A 15,172-nucleotide genomic window follows, 5' to 3' on the forward strand; every position below is an offset into this window, starting at 1 on the left:
GCCGCCGAGATCGCGCGAAGCGGTCAACTGATTGAAATTTTTGCCGATTCCAGAAATCTACGGCCACAAAAACGAAAATCGTCCACGTTGTTAATTGTGCCGGCTTGAAAGTCGGTGTAAAAAGCATTATCAAATCCGGTGTAAATGTGTCGTGATAGACGCCGCGAGTCGACCCGAGCAGGCCGGATGTGTCGTTTCGATGAATGATACGGCGTGCATACCGAAATAATGACAAAGCCTAATGAACTTGTAGGTTCCTTAAGCCTGGTTTTTTCTTACAGAAATTGAAGGTTGTTTTATGAAAAATCAACAAACACTCACCATTGATGGTAACCAGGCCGCGGCAGCTGTCGCGCATAAATTGAACGAAGTCATCGCGATTTATCCCATCACCCCTTCGTCGCCGATGGGCGAGTGGGCGGACGAATGGTCGTCACGCGGGCAGACCAATCTATGGGGCACCGTGCCCCAGGTCATCGAGATGCAGAGCGAGGCCGGCGCCGCCGGCGCGATACATGGCGCGTTGCAGGCCGGCACCATGGCCACCACGTTTACCGCGTCGCAGGGCCTGTTGTTGATGATACCGAATATGTACAAGATCGCCGGCGAATTGAGCCCGACGGTGTTTCATATCGCCGCCCGCTCGCTGGCCGCGCAGGGCTTGTCCATCTTCGGCGACCACAGCGACGTAATGTCGGCGCGTATGACCGGCTTTGCGATGCTGTGCTCCAACTCGCCGCAGGAGGTGCAGGATTTGGCTTTGGTTTCGCATTCCGCCAGTCTGGAAGGGCGCGTGCCGTTCATGCATTTCTTCGACGGTTTCAGAACCTCGCACGAAGTCGCCAAACTGGCGACGATAGACGATGAAATCTTGCATGGCATGATCAAACAAGAATGGGTCAGCGCCTTCCGCGGTCGCGCGTTGACGCCTGACAATCCGGTGTTGCGCGGCACCGCGCAGAATCCCGATGTGTATTTCCAGGCACGTGAAACCGTCAATCCGTTTTATGACGCCTTGCCCGGCATCGTGCAAGGGGCGATGGACAAATTCGCCGCATTGACCGGACGGCAATACCGTTTGTTTGACTATGTCGGGCCGGCGGACGCCGAGCGGGTCATCGTGCTGATGGGCTCCGGCGCCGAAGCCGTGCATGAAACCGTGGATTATCTGAATCGCCAGGGCGAGTCGGTTGGCCTGCTCAAGGTACGTTTGTTCCGGCCGTTTTCGCCGGCGCATCTCTTGGCAGCCTTGCCGGCCCGTTGCCGTAAAATCGCGGTCCTGGATCGCACCAAGGAGCCGGGCGCCGATGGCGAACCGCTGTACAAGGACGTGCTCAGCGCGATTGCCCAGGACCTGCTTGGCGGTAATAGCAAGTTCGCCTCGATGCCGAAAGTGGTCGGTGGCCGTTATGGCTTGTCGTCCAAGGAATTTACCCCCGGCATGATCAAGGCGATCTTCGACGAACTGAAAAACGAACAGCCGAAAAACCAGTTTACGATAGGCATATACGACGACGTCACGAACACCAGTCTGCCTTGGGACGCCAATTTCAGAACCGATGCCCATGCCGGCGCTTTTCAGGCCATGTTTTATGGCTTGGGCAGCGACGGCACGGTCGGCGCCAACAAGAACACCATCAAGATCATCGGCGAGGAAACCGAAGCCTATGCGCAAGGTTATTTCGTCTATGACTCCAAAAAATCCGGCGCGATTACCGTTTCGCATCTGCGTTTTGGCCCCAAACCGATCAAATCGACCTATCTGATCGCCGAGAACGACGCCAATTTCATCGGCTGCCATCAAAGCATCTTCCTGGATCGCTACGACATGCTGGCCAATGCCGCCGCCGACGCGGTGTTTCTGCTCAATACCTCCGCGCCACCCGACCAGGTTTGGGACTGTCTGCCCAAATCCATGCAGCAGCAGATGCTGGCCAAAAACATACGCTTTTACGTGATCGACGGTTATGCCGTCGCCGAGAAATGCGGCATGGGCAAGCGCATCAACACCATCATGCAGACCTGCTTTTTCGCGATTTCCGGCGTGTTGCCGCAAGAGCAGGCCATCGAGGCCATCAAACATGCGGTCGAAAAAACCTACGGCAAGAAAGGCCGGCGCATCGTCGAATTGAACTTCAAGGCCATCGACGACACCCTGGCTGGCTTGCATCAGGTGCCGTTGCCGATCCAAGTCAGCAGCCGTTTCGAGCGCGTCGAACATATTCCAGACGATGCGCCGGACTTCGTCAAACGCGTGACCGCCGAAATCATCGCCGGCCGCGGCGACTTGCTGCCGGTCAGCGCGATGCCGGTGGACGGTACCTTTCCGACTGGCACGACGGCTTACGAAAAACGCAATCTGGCCCTGGAGATCCCGGTCTGGGAAACCGATTTGTGCACGCAGTGCGGCAAATGTCCGATGGTGTGTCCGCATGCGGCGATACGCAGCAAGATCTATCAAACCGAAGTCGCCGATGCGGCGCCCGAAACCTTCAAACACATGGCCATGCTCGGCAAGGATTTTCCAGCCGGGTTGTCGATCACCTATCAAGTCGCACCGGAAGATTGCACCGGCTGCGGCTTGTGCGTGGACATCTGCCCGATACGCGACAAATCCAACGCCAGCCGCAAGGCCCTGAACATGGCACCGCAAGCGCCCTTGCGGGAACCGGAAAGCCAAAACTGGGACTTCTTCCTGTCCTTGCCGGAATACGACCGCAAACTGCTGAAGACCAACACCATCAAGGGGGCGATGGTTCTGCAACCTCTGTTTGAGTTTTCCGGTGCTTGCGTTGGCTGCGGCGAAACACCTTATGTAAAGCTGGCTTCGCAATTGTTCGGTGATCGCATGGTCGTCGCCAATGCCACCGGCTGTTCGTCGATTTATGGCGGTAATCTGCCGACCACGCCGTGGACCAAAAACGCCGAGGGAAGGGGACCGGCCTGGAACAACTCCCTGTTCGAGGACAACGCCGAATTCGGCTTGGGTATGCGGGTGTCGATCGACAAACAGACCGAATTTGCCGCCGAGCTATTGGTCAGCTTGCGCGAGCAATTGGGCGGCGAATGGGTCGATACGATCCTGAACGCCGACCAATCCGACGAGCCGGGCATTTACGAGCAACGCCAGCGCGTCGCCGAATTGAAACAGCGTTTGCAAACGATGACGGAACCCGCCGCAAAAACGCTGCTGGAACTGGCCGATTACTTGTGCAAAAAAAGCGTCTGGATCATCGGCGGCGATGGTTGGGCTTACGACATTGGCTATGGCGGCTTGGATCATGTATTGGCCAGCGGGCGCAATGTGAATATCCTGGTGCTGGATACCGAGGTTTATTCCAATACCGGCGGCCAGACTTCCAAATCCACGCCATTGGGCGCGGTCGCCAAATTCTCGGCCGGCGGCAAGGCCACCGCCAAAAAGGATCTGGGCTTGCTGGCGATGGATTACGGCAACGTCTATGTCGCTCATGTAGCTTATGCCGGCAAGGACATTCAGACCCTGAATGCCTTTCTGGAAGCCGAGGCCCACAACGGCCCATCCATCATCATCGCCTATGCGCCCTGTATCGCTCACGGCGTGGATATGTCCAACAACCACAGGCAGCAAAACCTGGCGGTCAAAAGCGGACACTGGCCGCTGTTCCGTTTCAATCCGAACCGTATCAAGCAAGGCAAGAATCCGATGCAGCTGGATTCGCCGGAACCTTCCGTGCCGTACCGCGACTTCGTCATGAGCGAGACCCGTTTCAGCATGCTATGGCAATCACATCCTGAGTCCGCTGAAGCCTTTTTGAAACAGGCACAGCAGGATGTGAAAAACCGCTACCGCTATTACAAACAACTGTCTGAATTGGAATGGACCGAAGCGACCAGCGTGCCGGTCGCCAAAGCCCAGATCCTCACCGAGACTACCAAGGAGACCCAAAATGGTTGATTTAACGACACACTATTTAGGCCTGGAACTGGCGCATCCCTTGGTGCCTTCGTCATCGCCGCTGACCAAGAATCTGGATAATGCCAAGCAACTGGAAGATGCCGGCGCCTCGGCGATCGTGATGCCGTCCTTGTTCGAGGAAAAAATCGAGGCCGAGCAGCAGAACATGGAGCGGTTTTTTTACGGCCAAGCGATTGGCTATGGCGAAGCCGATTCGTTTCATCCTGTACCGCACGAGATTTTGACCTATCAAGAACAATATCTGGAGCATTTGCATCAGCTGAAACAAAGCCTGAAGATTCCTGTCATCGCCAGTTTGAATGGTACCTCGGTCGGCGGCTGGATGGAATACGGCCGTGCTTTGGAACAGGCCGGCGCCGATGCGCTGGAACTGAACATCTACCATCTGGCGGCCAATTCCGAGGAATCCAGCGCCAGTGTCGAACGCCTGTATCTGGACATCTTGCAGGAACTGAAGTCTCAGGTCGGTATCCCGTTGACCTTGAAACTGTCGCCGCAATTCAGTTCGCCGGTCAATTTTGCCCAACGCCTGCAAGCGGCCGGCGCCGACGGCGTCGTGTTGTTCAACCGCTTCTATCAGCCTGATATCGATCTGGAAACCTTGCAGGTCGTGCCGAAATTGGAACTGTCGACGCCAGCCGAAGCCTTGCTGCGGATACGCTGGACCGCGTTGATGTACGGGCGGGTCAATATGTCCCTGGGTGTGACCGGCGGCTTTCATGAAACCCCGGACGTCATCAAGGCCCTGCTGGCCGGCGCCGATGTCGTGCACTTATGCAGCGTGTTGTTGAAGGATGGAGTAGGGCGCCTGAGCGCAATCCTGTCGGAGATGCAGCAATGGCTGGAGGAGCACGAGTACGAATCGATTGTTCAATTGAAAGGCAGCGTCAGCCAACAACACGCTATCGATCCGAGCGCTTACGAACGTGCCAACTACGTGCAGGTATTGGACAGCTATACTGCGCCCAGCGGAGTGTTGCGTTAGCGTTTTTCAGCATTGCGAAATCTGGCTTGCTGAATGAGTAGTTCGGATTTGAATGATTTGACTCCCGCTCTTGCGGGAGTCCTCGTTTTTATGATTTGACATGTTTTTATTCGAAATAGACAACCCGTCGTGGCGGTGCCGTTAGTGGGTGCAGAAGGTTTTACAGACGCGCAATTCGATGTCGTCATCATCGGCGCCGGCGCCTCGGGCTTGATGTGCGCGATCGAGGCCGCCAAACGCGGGCGCAAGGTGCGCATCATCGACCATGCCAACAAGCCCGGCAAGAAAATCCTGATGTCCGGCGGCGGCCGCTGTAATTTCACCAATTATTCGGTCGAAGCCGACAATTACCTCTCGCATAACCCGCACTTCTGCAAATCGGCCTTGAAGCGTTTCACGCAATGGGATTTTCTGTCGCTGGTGCAGCGCTACAAAATTGCCTATCACGAACGCCTGCACGGCCAGTTGTTTTGCGATGACAGCGCTAGGGATATATTGGACATGTTGCTGGCGGAATGCCGCCGGTACGGCGCAAGCATCAGCCTGCAATGCGCGGTTCAACGTATCGCCCAAGATGCCGGCGGCGGTTTCCAAGTCCATACCAATCAAGGCAAGTTACACTGCCAATCGCTGGTAGTCGCGACCGGCGGCTTGTCGATTCCAAAAATGGGCGCGACGCCGTTGGGCTATCGGATTGCCGAGCAGTTCAATATCAAAGTGTGGCCGACGCGGGCTGGTCTCGTGCCGTTGACGCTGCAACCGCATGACAAAGAGGTGTTTTCGGCGTTGACCGGCATCGCCGTGCCGTGCGAAGTTTCCACTCAGAACCGGTCTTTTCGGGAAAATCTGCTGTTTACCCATCGCGGCCTGAGCGGGCCTGCGATCCTGCAAATCTCGTCTTACTGGCAGCCTGGAGAAGCCCTCGTGATCAATTGCCTGCCGGACCGTGATCTACTGGCCGAATTGAAGCAATTGCGCAAGCAGGGCAGCAAATTCAAGGTTAAAACCTGGCTGGGGGAATTATTGCCCAAGCGCCTGTTGCCGGCCTTGCTGTCTGAAGCGATGCTGGAATGTGCGCTGGTCGATTGCTCCGACAAACAATTTCGGCAAATCAGCGATCATATCCAGGCCTGGCATATCAGGCCGAACGGCTCTGAAGGCTACCGCACGGCTGAAGTCACGATAGGGGGTGTCGACTGCGATGCGCTCTCGTCCAAAACCATGGAATCTTTGAAAGTGAAGAGGCTTTATTTTGTCGGCGAGGTAGTGGATGTCACGGGTTGGCTTGGCGGCTACAATTTTCAATGGGCCTGGTCGTCGGGCTGGTGTGCCGGACAGTATGTATGAGTTTGCTGGCTTTCGCGGCGATATAGACGGAGCCGTTGAGGCGGAAGAACTCGGGGATTCAGCAGAACTGAAAATCCCGTCATAATGCTGGCCTTGCGAAACAATTCGGGCCAACAGGGAAGAAGCCTCGTTAGTCACGTTTAGCGAAGAGCTGTCGGAATTGATCACCCGCTTGGAGAAACAAGCATGGGACAGCCGAAGATGCCGTTGGTGCCATCTTCGGCTTGGTATTGTCCAGTCCTTTTAGCCTTTGCCGGGCAGCATGCCGACGGTGCCGGGCTTGATGCGGCGGCAAGTCACTACCACGTCTTCCTGATGGCATTGCTGTTTGCCGGCTTGGTCGCCGCAAGGCTCGCAAACGGTTTTGCCCGAGGTTTTTACTTCATCCACATGCCAGCCATAGCCTTGGGTCTGGCAGAAACGTTTGACAAAACGGTCTACCGTGTATTTTTTGGATGCACCTTCCTTTGCCTTCGCTTCCACATCGCAATGGGCGGGCAGTGTGTTGGCCATTAAATCCCGATAAATGTATTCAGTCGCTCCCGCCGAGCCGCTCAGGAAAAGAGTCAATAAAAAACCGCTGATAAAATGTTTTTTCATGATGTTCTTAGCCTCGCTCATCGATAACACGAATGTTCATTTGTTTATTTTCTTCTTCTAATTGTTGTTTGATAGGCTCATATTTTTCATTTTCGCTGAGCTTGACCGCCAGGATCACGCCGACCAACGCCACCGTTGCTATCACCATGTACAGCACGAAATTATCTTTTTCTGTTTTTTCACTCATCGTCGAAACCTCTCTCTTTGTTTTTATTATGCTTTTAAATCGGCTATTGCCGCGCCGAAATTGATATGAAATACTTGACCACCCAAGGTAAGCGCTGGGACCGAATTGACGCCAGCCGATTCCGCTTCGCCAATGCGATCTGGCTGCTCGCCAAGATGAACGATTTCCAGGGGGTATTTATCCTGGTTGATTGCGCTGATCAACATCTGCTCGGCACCCAGGCACACTGGGCAGCCGGCATGATAGAAAATAGCTTTTGACATTTGGACTCCTCTATTTTTATTTAATAGCGAGTCGAAACATTAAGGCAAAGATTTGGATTTGTCAAACAAATATCGTGTCGATATTTATGGTGGAACCCGAGTGTTAGGTTTGGCTCGATAAATATTGATTTTTCAAGCGGATATAGTGCTGGTAGGAGTATTCCAAAAAGCTTTTTTCCGAGTCATTCAATGCTCGAACAGGCTTGGCCGGTGCGCCAACATAGAGGTAGCCACTCTCTAACCTTTTACCGGGCGGAACCAAGGCGCCCGCCCCAAGCATGACATAATCTTCCAGCACGGCGCCGTCCATGACGATGGCTCCAATACCGAGCAAGCAGTAATTGCCGATGCTGCAACCATGCACGACCGCGCGATGACCAATCGTCACGCCCAGGCCTATGCTCAATTGATGTCCGGTCGGCGAATAGTCGCCGGCATGCGACACATGCAAGACAGAACCATCCTGCACATTGCTGCCCGCGCCTATGCTGATCGCTTCGACATCCCCCCGGACGACACAAGTCGGCCAGATCGATACGTCGTCGCCTAGCGTGACATCTCCTATGACCACCGCGGTCGGGTCGATATACACTTGATTGCCGATGGATGGCTGTTTGCCGTTAAATGTTCTTACTGCCACAAGGACCCCCGATTTTTGCCATAATTAGCCGAGGATATTACGCAATTGCGTTCGGGTTCACCAGACATTATTGAGGTTACACATGGCATTTATCGATGGCATCAAGCGGCAATTACGTTCGGTTATCGAATGGCAAAATCCTGACCCTGATGCATTGTTGGAGCAATGGACCGAAAACGGCGACGAGATCAAAAACGCCTCCAAACTGATCGTCGGGCCGGGGCAAGGTTGCATTTTTGTCTACCAAGGTCAGGTCAAGGCGATTATCGAGGAACAATGCCTGGTCAACCTGGAAACCGACAATATCCCGTTCTGGACCACGATCAAAAAATTCATGCAGTTTTTCGAGAGCGAACATAAGGTCGGGATTTATTTTTTTCGCAAGACCAAGATACTCGATCAAAAATGGGGCACCACGTCGGTCATAAAATATCAGGACCCGAAATACCATTTCCCCATCGGTTTGAAGGCCTACGGCAACTACAGTTATCAGATCGCCGATGCCAATGCGTTTTTCGTCACCATTGTCGGTAGCCATAATCGCGTCGGCATCGAGGCGTTTCGCAAGATCATCTCGGCGCGGATCATCGAACCCATCAGCGATTATTTGGCCGAGTGTGGCTACAGCTATGCCGACATCGACGCCAATCGCGACGAAATCTCGCGCGGCATTGCCATCAAGCTGGCGATTGCCTTCCGTAAACTCGGCTTCAGTATCAGTGATTTCCGCATCGAAGGTACCGATTTCGACGAGGACACCACGCGTAGAATCAACCGTATCGCCGACCTGACCGCGGAAGCCCAGGCGGCGCAAGCGGTCGGTTTGGATTATGCCAAGGTGCAACAGCTCGACGCGATGCGCGACGCGGCGCGGAATGAAAGCGGCGCGGCCGGTGCCGGCATGGGCCTGGGCGCCGGCGTGGCCTTGGGGCAAAACATGGCGCAAGGTTTGACGGCGCAGGTACAAACCGCAAATACCGGCCTTGAAGATATTACGGCGAAATTGACGCAGTTAAAGCAGTTATATGAAGCGGAACTGATCTCCGAAACCGAATACGCGGCCAAAAAGCAAGAACTACTGGCCAAATTTTAACCATGGCGCGTTGTCATAGCTGTTCGGCGCCGCTACCGGCCAATACCCAATATTGCCGTTATTGCGGCACGCGTAATGATGTCGATCTGCGGGGCAAACACGATTACCACATCATTACCCGCCAATCATCTCGTATCTGCCCTGAATGCAATAAAAATCTGCAAACGATTGCGTTGGATATGCAACCACCACTGCAAATCGAGCGTTGCGAGTCTTGTTTCGGCTTGTTTTTCGATCCGGGCGAAGTGGAAGCGTTACTGGAAAACGTGGTATCGCCGGTATTCGTCATCAATCGGGAACTGATCGGCAACATCAACCAGGATCGGTATCAAAAGAACAAGCCGGTCAAATATCTGGAATGTCCGGTCTGCCTGAACATGATGAACCGGGTTGCGTTTGGCCATCGCAGCGGCGTGGTGGTCGATCAATGCAAGGCACATGGCGTATGGCTGGATGGCGGTGAAATCACCCATTTGCTGGAATGGAAAAAAGCCGGCGGCCAAATCCTGCATCAACAAAAACAAACCGAGCGTCAACGCAAACCACGTGGCCCCGCCGAGATCGAGGCATTGCTGAAAAGCAATGCTCAGCCGGAGAGCGACAGTCATTTGCTGGAAACTGTCGCCGGCCTGATTTTTAGGCTATTCGAATAGCTGATCTTGCAACATCGTCGGCAGAAAAAACTCGCTGACCAACAAGGGTTGCTGGTGTATTGCGTATAATGTGCGCCGGCCCCAAGTGCAGGAAGGCAACTGAAACTGGTTTTGCACTGGCAATGACCAGATTTGCGGGTCGGCTTGGCTGAAATAACGTTGACGTAACTCGAGATCCGGATAAGCAAAAATCACCTCGCCCAAGGGGCGCGTGCCCAAATGCGACAAATTGCGATGCGCGATGCGGATGGTTGCCTCGGGCAGAACCGTGCGTGCCAGCACCAAGGGCGTGTCGCCCATATGCAACAGCACCTCGCGAATCAACTGGTAGCGGTGATGCGGTATATTCAGAACCTTGCATTCCTCGGCAAAGGCCGGTTTCCAGTGATGGAACAGCAGACTGACGGCCAGGCGATTGCCATAAACTCTGCGTAAACGCTTGGTCAATGAGCCAGTCTCGGCCAGCCAGGGTTTTAACACGATAGGCGGTTGCGCATCGGGGCCGCGTAGCTGGGTTTTCCAGAGCGGTGGACGGCTGAATAGATAGCTGTTGTTGGACAAAGGTGGTCGTCGTTTTTGCGTGGATCAAGCCGTCATTGTACCGAACAATGCCGGATTAATTCAGCGGCTGCGCTTGCCGTTGCCGCTGATTGGCCTTCAGGCGTTTGGTCTGCCGTGGTTTGTCTCGTAAAAAGTCGGGCAGGCCTTTTTCCCCATTCAGGGAATAATCAAGCGCCAAAGCCCGACTGGCCGTGTCTTGCGGCACATCCAGCGTTTCGGTCATGGCTTGGTAAACCAATTCAAACAAGCGCTTCAGCGCGATTTTCCAAGTGCTGCCGTCTATCGCAAATAAGGCATCGCTGAGGCTCATAAACCGTGCAAAAGGTTGTTCAGCCAGAATGATGGGTAGCGTGTTATGGAAGCGGCTCGAATTGCCGATCAAATCCCAAAAACGGGCGAAGCGGTTGATGCGCTGCAGGTCGTCAAAGCTCATGTCCCTGCTCTTGATGATCGCATAAGGAGGATTCGGATCGTAGCGCAGTTGGTAGCTTTCGTTATGACGATTGATGGGCGCGCCGCGCAGGCGCTTCAATATGCCGACCTGGATTTCCTGCGGCTTTAACGCGACCAACTCGTCGAAACTGCGGCCAAAGCCATGCAGTGTGTCGCCGGGAAGGCCGGCGATCAGGTCTGCGTGGATATGAGCATGCGAATGTTGTCTGAGCCAGGACAGATTGGCCTTGGTCTTGGCGTTGTCCTGACGGCGGCTGATGCGCTGCTGGATTTCAGGGTCGAAGCTTTGCACGCCGATCTCGAATTGCAAACAGCCGGGCGGAAACTTGGCGATGGCTTGCTGCAATTTGTCCGGGAGGTTGTCCGGGATCACCTCGAAATGCAGGTATAAATCCTCCGGTATTTTGCTCAGGAAAAACTCCAGAATCGCCACGCTGGTGTCGGTTTTCAAGTTGAAGGTGCGGTCTATGAACTTGAAATTACGCGCGCCGCGTTGATAAAGCTGCTCCATGTCGTCCAGGAAGCGTTGCAACGGAAAAGGCTTGGCGGTGACGTCCAGTGACGACAAACAAAACTCGCATTTGAACGGGCAGCCGCGCGAGGCTTCGACATAAACGATGCGTTGGCGTATATCGTTATCGCTGTAAAAAGGGTAGGGCGATGCCAGTTCCGTCAGCGCCGCCGTTTTACCGGGGATGATGTTTTCGGTTGGCGTTTGGCCGGCCAGGATTTGCCGGCATAATTCGGGGAAACTGATTTCGCCATGGCCGGTGACGATAAAATCGGCCAAGTCCGCCACGGCCGGCAAATCAGGCGGATGGCTGACTTCCGGCCCACCCAGCACGATGACGGTTTCCGGCGCGACCAGCTTCAAGATACCGACCAACGCCGTGATCTCGGCGACGTTCCAGATATAGACCCCCAAACCTATGATGCGCGGCTGTTGTTGCAACAATTGCTCGGCCATATCGACAGGCCGCTGCTGAATGCCGAATTCGAGCAGCATTGTTTCCGCTTGCAATTCGCCCATATTGGCGTACAGGTAACGTAGGCCAAAGGCCGTGTGGATGTAACGGGCGTTGAGGGTACAGAGGACGATGCGGGACATGCTGATGGATTAAAAAAGCCGCCAGCATAGCACCGTTGGCCTTTTACAGGCTATGTTAGCGCGGCGGAATACGCGAAGAGGCTCGAATCTCATTCTGCCTAGCAGCGAAAAGCAGGCTGGGCGTCACATGCAACGCCTTGTTGATGTTCCAATCACCACACATAAAAACTTGATTCTTTGTTCATGATGTTGATCCGGAACTGTTCGGAGCTAGGGCCTTGTGCCACGCCGTAACAAACGTGCAGCGGCAGCAGATGCTCTTCTCGCGGATGACAAAAGCGTGCGCCAGGCGCCTCGTCCCAGTGAAGCAACATCTCGGTCCTTTCTGTTTCCCGATATTCACGGCTGGCACATGTTTTCAGCAACCACTCCTCAAATGAATGATTAAGTCGCCTGGATTCTTCATCTTCAGGCGCAAAAAATGCCTTCATGTTATGGAACGAAAAGCCGGAGCCGATGACCAGGACGTTCTGTTGACTCAGCTCTTCGAGGGCACGGCCAATTGCTATATGCCGGGCGGGATCGAGCGTGTTGATCAATGACAACTGCACACACGGGATATTTGCCTCTGGATACATGATCTTCAGCGGCACAAAAACACCGTGATCAAATCCTCTTGATTCATCCAGTCTGGCCTCAATCCCGGAATCGGCCAGCAGCCTTTGTATTTCTGCCGCCAAGAATGGATTACCGATGCATGGATACTGAATTTGGTAGGATTCAGCCGGGAAGCCATAGTAGTCGTAGATCAACGAAGGACGCTGGCCGGAGGTGATTGTGGGAATTTTTTCTTCCCAGTGCGCGCTAACCACCACGAGCGCGTCGGGTTTTGGCATACTCGCAGCCATACTTGCCAGGCATGAAACCATTTCCCGATGTGCTGGATCTCCCAGCAAGGGCAAGGGGCCTCCACCATGGGAAATAAACAAAGCTTTAGCCGTTTTTTTCATTGATTTTCCTTGATGAAGGTGTCGATGTTCGGCGCAACTGGACTCGTTAAAGGGGGCAGATCGACGCTAAATTTAGGCTAAGCCAAGCGGGGCTTTCAGGACTTGCAGGTCGCATTGGCAATAGCGTACGAGAAGGTAAACATTCAGTGCAATCCGTTGGTGATTACACTCTACAGGCTGCGAGGTCTACCTTCCGTCCGCACTGCACAGATGGAAGCTGGCTGTCTGGACGATGCTGGTGAGCGGTCCATCGAGTGCTACGGGGCGCTCAGTGCCCGGCTCGCTGCGTTCGGCGCTCAGAGCACCGAGCTTCTCGCCGGCATTGAACGTCAGGATGACAGGGTCATTGTCATCGCCATAACGGTTCTTGCCGCCATGCTTGATCCACGCCCATATCTGGATGCCGTCATAGTTCATGCCGCCGATGGCTGTGAAGCTTACCGCAATCGGCAGCGAGGCGCGCTGTCCGGCAGCTGTGTCGAGGTGGACGCCCGCCTTGTCCACGATGATGCGCGGCTGCTTCGTGCAATCGCCACCAGGCGCATATCTACCGTAAACCTCGGGGGGAAGCTGCGGGTCGGCAGCATGCGTTGCCGAAGAAACGGAGACCGCGAGAAGGGCTATCGACAATACATTTGCTTGGTATTTACTGTGATTCATGGCATTACCTTTCTTGATACGCTTGCTCCACCTAACATGCAGGCGGCCTGACGTTGAAATTCAGCGGGCCTCAAAAGCGCGGCTTTTGAGGCCCGCTGGAATGATGGGTTGTGAAGGCATATTCGCCTCATCATCTTATGGCTGGTAAGTATGTTTACGTTATTTGCGTTGAACTATGGTCTGGAAAAATCTGAAAAATCTCCGGATAATCGTAAACAGCAGGCAAGAGGCGATAAGTGCGATTAGCCACACCGGTACCATTGATAACCCTATCATCCAAAGTAGTGACCAGATTGCCGGGGAAATCCAATATGCCGTGAGTCCGGCCGCCGCCGCGAACAGCAAGTTCTGCGTCCCCAGAAGGTTCGCGACATTGCCGATATTCTTGATCCCCGCGACAACGAGACCACCCCCTCCAATCAGCGTCATAAATCCACCTATCAGGGAAGCAATGATTCCCATCATAGCTGGTCCTTCCTGGAAGTTTTCGACTAAATAAACTCCGAAGTAAAACAGGGCTATACCTGTAACAAGCATGGCAGCCGAGGTCTTTGCGCCGAAGTCAATACTGCCTCCCCCGACCGGTAAACTGTTACGCTTTTGAGCATCAATAAACGATTGGGCTGCCGACTCCGCAGCATTTTTTGGGGGGCCAAGTGAGTCGCCATAGGTCATACGGCGGTTGAAATCATCCAGTGGGTTGCTCATGGATCTACTCCTTTCTTCAGGGGCACAAGGGGCATAGGGTCAGGTCTTGCAATGTTGCAATTTGTGCCTGGGGTTGATGACTCGGCTAACGGTAGAATAATGGATGCCGAATGCGTTGGCAATTTGCTGCATCGTGTAATCACCGGTTTTGTAAGCTTCTATAATTCCTGCTTTTGCATTGGCGTAATTTTCGACGTAGTGATTTATAGGTTTGGCTATGGGGCGCCGCTGACTTTTGGGTATTTCTTGATCGTCGACAGTCGTGGACGAAATTTGCGTCTGCATAGTGCGGACAAAATTAGCGTCGCCCAAATAGATTTGATTTTGCAGGTCTTTCCAAACAGAAGCGAGTCCCACGCCGGCTCTGACAAAGTCGATATAACGTAGCGTGGCTTTGCATCGATCAGAACCGAATTGCCGTAACAGTCCATTAACCTGCAGCCATTCGGGAGGCACCGTTTTTCCTATTGTTGCCAGATAGTTGCTCCAATACCAATCGGCGGCGTCGTTGACCATTCCGGCTCTGACGGGATTTAAAACCACATATCGGGATAATTCGAGTAAATAGCTGTCTTTGTCGACCAAAATCGCCTTATATCGCCCTTGAAAAACATGGCCCACTCGGTCATGCCGACGATTGAATCGTTGCGTATAAACGCCGTTGAGTTGTCGCATCCCGTGAGACAAATTACCCTCGACTGTTTCGATGACGATATGGTAATGGTTTGTCATCAGGCAATAGGCGTGACAAATCCAGTTAAATCGGACGCAAGTTTCGCCCAATAAATCAAGCCAGTTTTGCCTGTCTTCATCATCGAGGTAAATATCCTGCCTGCCGTTACCCCGCGAGGTCACGTGATACAAACCGCCAGCTAATTCGAGTCGTAAAGGTCTTGCCATGGGTTGAGTCTAGAGGAGCTGTGCGTTATTGCAAGACCTGACCCCGTTGTCTTTATGACCCCGTTGTCTTTAACGTTGTCTGTGACCCCGTTGTCCTCAGGTCTTC

15 protein-coding genes are annotated in these 15,172 nt (G+C 53.8%); 5 read left to right on the plus strand and 10 right to left on the minus strand.

Annotated elements, in window-relative coordinates; translation table 11 throughout:
• The first annotated feature begins 298 nt into the window (after positions 1-298).
• The 3 genes from nifJ (at position 299) to NM686_RS09985 (ending at position 6,290) form a co-directional block, all read left to right on the plus strand.
• On the plus strand, positions 299-3,937 hold the full coding sequence (gene nifJ, locus NM686_RS09975) for a pyruvate:ferredoxin (flavodoxin) oxidoreductase (protein WP_255187725.1): 3,639 nt from the start codon (positions 299-301) through the stop codon (positions 3,935-3,937).
• Complete coding sequence (locus NM686_RS09980) at positions 3,930-4,943, plus strand: dihydroorotate dehydrogenase-like protein (protein WP_255187726.1); 1,014 nt, start codon at positions 3,930-3,932, stop codon at positions 4,941-4,943. The genes nifJ and NM686_RS09980 overlap by 8 nt, the downstream gene beginning before the upstream one ends.
• Positions 4,944-5,072: 129 nt before the next feature.
• The gene (locus tag NM686_RS09985) at positions 5,073-6,290 is read left to right on the plus strand and encodes a BaiN/RdsA family NAD(P)/FAD-dependent oxidoreductase (protein WP_255187727.1); all 1,218 of its coding nucleotides are present in this window, start codon (positions 5,073-5,075) and stop codon (positions 6,288-6,290) included.
• A gap of 243 nt (positions 6,291-6,533) precedes the next feature.
• Here the strand turns inward: NM686_RS09985 and NM686_RS09990 are convergent, their stop codons facing one another.
• The 4 genes from NM686_RS09990 to NM686_RS10005 all read right to left on the minus strand — a co-directional run bounded on the left by NM686_RS09990 (position 6,534) and on the right by NM686_RS10005 (position 7,980).
• Entirely contained in the window at positions 6,534-6,890 is a 357-nt protein-coding gene (locus NM686_RS09990; RefSeq protein WP_255187728.1) for a hypothetical protein, read from the minus strand.
• A gap of 7 nt (positions 6,891-6,897) precedes the next feature.
• Positions 6,898-7,077, minus strand: a complete 180-nt coding sequence (locus tag NM686_RS09995) for a hypothetical protein (RefSeq protein WP_255187729.1) — start codon at positions 7,075-7,077, stop codon at positions 6,898-6,900.
• Positions 7,078-7,103: 26 nt separating this feature from the next.
• Positions 7,104-7,340, minus strand: coding sequence for a thioredoxin (locus tag NM686_RS10000; RefSeq protein WP_255187730.1), 237 nt, complete (start codon positions 7,338-7,340; stop codon positions 7,104-7,106).
• Between the two features lie 103 nt (positions 7,341-7,443).
• The gene (locus NM686_RS10005; protein WP_255187731.1) at positions 7,444-7,980 is read right to left on the minus strand and encodes a gamma carbonic anhydrase family protein; all 537 of its coding nucleotides are present in this window, start codon (positions 7,978-7,980) and stop codon (positions 7,444-7,446) included.
• A gap of 82 nt (positions 7,981-8,062) precedes the next feature.
• Between NM686_RS10005 and NM686_RS10010 the strand changes: the two genes are divergently transcribed.
• Both NM686_RS10010 and NM686_RS10015 read left to right on the plus strand, forming a co-directional pair.
• The gene (locus NM686_RS10010) at positions 8,063-9,073 is read left to right on the plus strand and encodes an SPFH domain-containing protein (RefSeq protein WP_255187732.1); all 1,011 of its coding nucleotides are present in this window, start codon (positions 8,063-8,065) and stop codon (positions 9,071-9,073) included.
• 2 nt (positions 9,074-9,075) lie between these two features.
• Positions 9,076-9,726: a zf-TFIIB domain-containing protein gene (locus NM686_RS10015; RefSeq protein ID WP_255187733.1), complete on the plus strand. Its 651-nt coding sequence runs from the start codon at positions 9,076-9,078 to the stop codon at positions 9,724-9,726.
• Here the strand turns inward: NM686_RS10015 and NM686_RS10020 are convergent.
• From NM686_RS10020 to NM686_RS10045, 6 genes are all read right to left on the minus strand, one after another.
• Positions 9,715-10,287, minus strand: a complete 573-nt coding sequence (locus NM686_RS10020; RefSeq protein ID WP_255187734.1) for a chorismate--pyruvate lyase family protein — start codon at positions 10,285-10,287, stop codon at positions 9,715-9,717. The two genes, NM686_RS10015 and NM686_RS10020, sit on opposite strands and share 12 nt — an antisense overlap.
• Positions 10,288-10,342: 55 nt before the next feature.
• Complete coding sequence (locus NM686_RS10025; RefSeq protein WP_255187735.1) at positions 10,343-11,848, minus strand: B12-binding domain-containing radical SAM protein; 1,506 nt, start codon at positions 11,846-11,848, stop codon at positions 10,343-10,345.
• 152 nt (positions 11,849-12,000) lie between these two features.
• On the minus strand, positions 12,001-12,798 hold the full coding sequence (locus NM686_RS10030; protein WP_255187736.1) for a DODA-type extradiol aromatic ring-opening family dioxygenase: 798 nt from the start codon (positions 12,796-12,798) through the stop codon (positions 12,001-12,003).
• Positions 12,799-12,984: 186 nt separating this feature from the next.
• Positions 12,985-13,458, minus strand: coding sequence for a hypothetical protein (locus NM686_RS10035; protein WP_255187737.1), 474 nt, complete (start codon positions 13,456-13,458; stop codon positions 12,985-12,987).
• A gap of 159 nt (positions 13,459-13,617) precedes the next feature.
• Entirely contained in the window at positions 13,618-14,166 is a 549-nt protein-coding gene (locus NM686_RS10040; RefSeq protein ID WP_255187738.1) for a hypothetical protein, read from the minus strand.
• 39 nt (positions 14,167-14,205) lie between these two features.
• The gene (locus NM686_RS10045) at positions 14,206-15,066 is read right to left on the minus strand and encodes a transposase (RefSeq protein WP_255187739.1); all 861 of its coding nucleotides are present in this window, start codon (positions 15,064-15,066) and stop codon (positions 14,206-14,208) included.
• Positions 15,067-15,172: the final 106 nt, after the last annotated feature.

It is taken from the genome of Methylomonas rapida, assembly GCF_024360925.2.
GTDB classification, from domain to species: Bacteria; Pseudomonadota; Gammaproteobacteria; order Methylococcales; family Methylomonadaceae; genus Methylomonas; species Methylomonas rapida.